Genomic DNA, 3,527 nt, shown 5'->3' on the forward strand with positions numbered 1-3,527 from the left:
ACCGGAGCTCACCGTTCTCCGCAACAAGATCCTCATAGGACGGACGCCGACCGGTGAACACCACACCATGATCCACACACCAGCACCCAAGATCAAGTCACCACGCCGCGCAGGTCAGGACCTACCCGTGAATGGACACTCCGTTAGTTACTTCGCCTGTTTCCTGGAACCAACGGGCATTGGGCTCGTGAAGGGCGACAGCCGCTTCTACGTATCCCCCGGTTCATGGCCTCGAAAAACAAGGTGTCGACTTCTTCAGGTGTTCTCGCTTGCACTTGCTTGTCTCCCTTCAAGCTGCCGGGTTTCCTCTGGACGAGATGTCATACGGTCAGCCGGCACCGCGTCCCAGCCGATCGGCGAGGTCGGTCAGCGTGGTAACGACGACGTCGGGCGGGGTGCCGTCAGCCTCGAACGCCCCGCCGGTGCGGTCGATCCAGGCCGCTCGCAGGCCGGCGGCCTCGGCGCCGATGATGTCGAAGGGGTTGCTGGAGATCAGTCGTACTGCCGAGGGCGCACGGTCGAGGCGCCTGGCCGCGTGGTGGTAGGTCAGGGGTGACGGTTTGAATACCCGTACTTCGTCGACGCTGATCACTTCGTCGAAGTGTTCGCGGAGTCCGGTGGCGGCCAGGACCGCGGCCAGCATCGCGGGCGTGCCGTTGGAGAACGCCGCGAGCAGGTAGCCCTCGGTGCGGAGCCGCGCCAACCCCGGTGCGGCGTCGGGGAACGGATCGAGGTGGTCGTAGCGCGCGATCAGCGAGTCCTGGATGCTGGCCGGGAGCTCGTGGCCGGCATGGGCGAGCGCGTATGTCAGCGCCCTGCGGGTGCACCATTCGAAGTCCTCGTACCGGCCCATGGCCGTGAGCCGGAAGGTGATCTCGAGCTGCTTGCGGCGCCACACCTCGGCGACCCGGCCCGCGACCTCGCCGGGCAGGTGCCGCGCGAGCTGCGCGCTGATGCCGATCGGGTCGACGAGCGTGCCGTACACGTCGAAGGCCAATGCCGGTGTCGAGTGCATGTCGCGGGTCAGGTGGTGGCGACGAGGTCGACCGGGCGGATGTTCGGCTCCTTCGCCAGCAGGTCGGCCGCGACCTGGCCGACCGCGGCGGGGATCTCGCCGGCGGCGTGCGCCTGCCGGCCGGGCTCGATCAGTCCGAACTGGACGGTCATGACGATGGTCCCGTCTGTTGCGGTAACACGGACCAGACCTCGCCGGTCCGGTCGCCGTGGAGGTGGGTGAGCAACGCTCTTGCGGACGACTCGGGAGCGATGAGGCTGCCCTCGTCGTAGTTCCTGGTGAACCGTTCGTGGAGCGCGGCACCGATGTCGTCGGGCGACTGGCCGCGGATCCAGGCTTGCATCGCGGTGTCCACGGCGCCAGGCCGGAAGGTGTTGACCGTGATTCCGCTACCGGCGAGTTCGGCCGCCAGACTGACGGTATGCGCCTCCAGCGCGGCTTTGCTCGTGACGTAGGCGTTCATACCGATCATTCCCGCGGGGTTGCCGACGACACCACTGGAGACGTTGACGACGCGGCCCCAGCCTCGGTCGAGCATCGTAGGGAGCAGCGCCCTGGTCAGCCGGAACGCACCCACCACGTTCACCAGCACGGCGTCGGCCCACTCGCCAGGGTCGACGGCGGACGTCGGGCCCAGCGGCCACACCACGGCAGCGTTGTTGACCAGGATGTCGACGCCACCGAACTCGGCGAGCACCCGGTCGGCGGCTCCGGCCGTCTGCTCGGGATCGCCGAGATCGGCGCGCAGGACGACGGCCTTGCTCCCCCGCTCCCACACGGCCTCGGCCACCTCGTCGAGCTCGGCGCGGGAGCGTGCCAGCAGTCCGAGGCCCGCGCCCTCCTCGGCGAGCGCCAGTGCCAGCGCGCGGCCGATGCCGCGGCCCGCACCCGTCACGAGCGCGACCCGCCCCGAGAAACCGCCGCTCACAGGTGCTCCGCCACGGCCCGCAGAATCTGTTCCGGCTCGGTCCGCCGAGCGTAGTTGGGGTGCACGTCGATCCACCTGATCACACCGTCACGGTCGACGACCACGACCGTCGGCATCGGGATCGTGGCGGTTCCGTCGGCGTTGCTCGGCGCCACGTCGAGGCCGAGCTGCTGTTGCGCCGCGCGCACGTCGGGGGCGGGTGCGGTGGTGATGCCGAGCCCGCGCGCGATCTGGTTCCCGGGGTCGGACAGCACCGCGAAGGTCAGCTCGTGCTTGTCCCGCATGCTCAGCGAGCCGTCCGGCTTCTGCGGACTGATCGCGATCAGCGCGACCCCGCGCCGCTCCAGCTCACCGGCCACCTGCTCCTGGTAGGTGCGCAACGCGAGGTTGCAGAACGGGCACCACGCACCACGGTAGAACACGATCACAGCCGGCCGGCCGCCCATCGCCTGCCGAGCGCTGGTCGCGTTGCCCACGGCGTCCAACAGGTCGCCGTCAGGCAGCGGCGAACCGACCGGCAGTACCCCGGCCGGTACACCGGCCTCGTCCAGCGCGGCCTGCTCCTCACCGAACACCGCCATGGCGGCCGCCGTCGACTGCGACCCGGACTCGTCTGCCATTGGTGGATCTCCTTCCGAAAGGTCTGTACTGGATAGTACAGATCCAGTGAACGAACGGTTCAACCGCCGCCGTCAATGCTGCAACCATCACGATGATCACGCAGAACAGGCATGTCCATGGATCCACGTCTGTACGAAACAGTACAGTTTCCCGCTAGACGGGTACGATGCCCGGCATGAGCTCCTCGACGAGGCGGCCCTCACCCACGCCCACGGAGCGCGGCAGACGGGCCCGAGACGCGATCATCGACGCCGCCTGCGCACTCGTGTACGACAACGGCATCGCGGCGACCAGCGTCGACAACGTCCTGGCGGCCTCCAGCACGGGGAAATCGCAGTTCTACCACTACTTCTCCGGCAAACAAGAGCTGCTGACCGCCGTCATCGGCAGACAACTGGATCGCGTCCTGGCCAGCCAGCCCCGGCTCGAAGGCCTCTCGACCTGGCGAGAGTTCGACGAATGGGCGGCCGACATCATCGCCCACCACAGCACGCCGGCCGGCCCGATGGCCTGCCCGCTCGGCTGCCTCGTCGGGGAACTCGACTCGGAACCCCTTCTCGCCCGCGCCCTCGACGCCGCCTACCGCCAATGGGAGGCACCGCTGGCCCACGGCCTGCGCACCCTGCGCGACCGTGGCGAACTGCGGACCGCCGCCGACCCCGACCGGCTCGCAGCCACCACCATGGCCGCACTCCAGGGTGGACTCATGCTCGCCCACCTCCGCCACGACGTCACGGTCCTGACCGACACGTTGACCATGGCCCTCGACCACCTGAAGAGCCACCGCGCCCGCCGCAGCCGCTGAGGCACCCGGCAGGGGTTACCCCAATGCCGCTAACTTTGGGGTGATCTTGTTGTCAGGCGCCAAAATATGATCTTGGTTTTGGGTGGGAGGGGTTTCTTGTACTCGTCGGTTTGGCGGGGGAAGCGGCCACCGGCCTGTTTCTGTTCGCGGGCGAAGGA

At 68.3% G+C, this 3,527-nt stretch carries 5 protein-coding genes; 1 reads left to right on the top strand and 4 read right to left on the bottom strand.

What is annotated here, in order from left to right; all coding sequences use genetic code 11:
* Positions 1–328 precede the first annotated feature (328 nt).
* The 4 genes from GEV28_RS41985 to GEV28_RS42000 are packed head-to-tail and all read right to left on the bottom strand — an operon-like array spanning position 329 to position 2,563.
* A complete protein-coding gene (locus GEV28_RS41985) occupies positions 329–1,015 on the bottom strand; it encodes a haloacid dehalogenase type II (protein ID WP_291419930.1) in 687 nt (228 codons plus the stop codon).
* 8 nt (positions 1,016–1,023) lie between these two features.
* Positions 1,024–1,167 carry a hypothetical protein gene (locus GEV28_RS41990; protein WP_291419932.1) on the bottom strand — a complete coding sequence of 48 codons (144 nt, stop codon included), beginning with the start codon at positions 1,165–1,167 and terminating at the stop codon, positions 1,024–1,026.
* Positions 1,164–1,943 (bottom strand): SDR family oxidoreductase, encoded by a 780-nt coding sequence (locus GEV28_RS41995; RefSeq protein ID WP_291419934.1) that lies wholly within the window; start codon positions 1,941–1,943, stop codon positions 1,164–1,166. The genes GEV28_RS41990 and GEV28_RS41995 overlap by 4 nt, the downstream gene beginning before the upstream one ends.
* The gene (locus GEV28_RS42000; RefSeq protein WP_291419936.1) at positions 1,940–2,563 is read right to left on the bottom strand and encodes a peroxiredoxin-like family protein; all 624 of its coding nucleotides are present in this window, start codon (positions 2,561–2,563) and stop codon (positions 1,940–1,942) included. The genes GEV28_RS41995 and GEV28_RS42000 overlap by 4 nt, the downstream gene beginning before the upstream one ends.
* A gap of 176 nt (positions 2,564–2,739) precedes the next feature.
* Between GEV28_RS42000 and GEV28_RS42005 the strand changes: the two genes are divergently transcribed.
* Positions 2,740–3,369, top strand: coding sequence for a TetR/AcrR family transcriptional regulator (locus tag GEV28_RS42005; protein WP_291419938.1), 630 nt, complete (start codon positions 2,740–2,742; stop codon positions 3,367–3,369).
* Positions 3,370–3,527 lie beyond the last annotated feature (158 nt).

Source organism: Actinophytocola sp. (assembly GCF_009379765.1).
Lineage (GTDB): Bacteria > Actinomycetota > Actinomycetes > Mycobacteriales > Pseudonocardiaceae > Actinophytocola.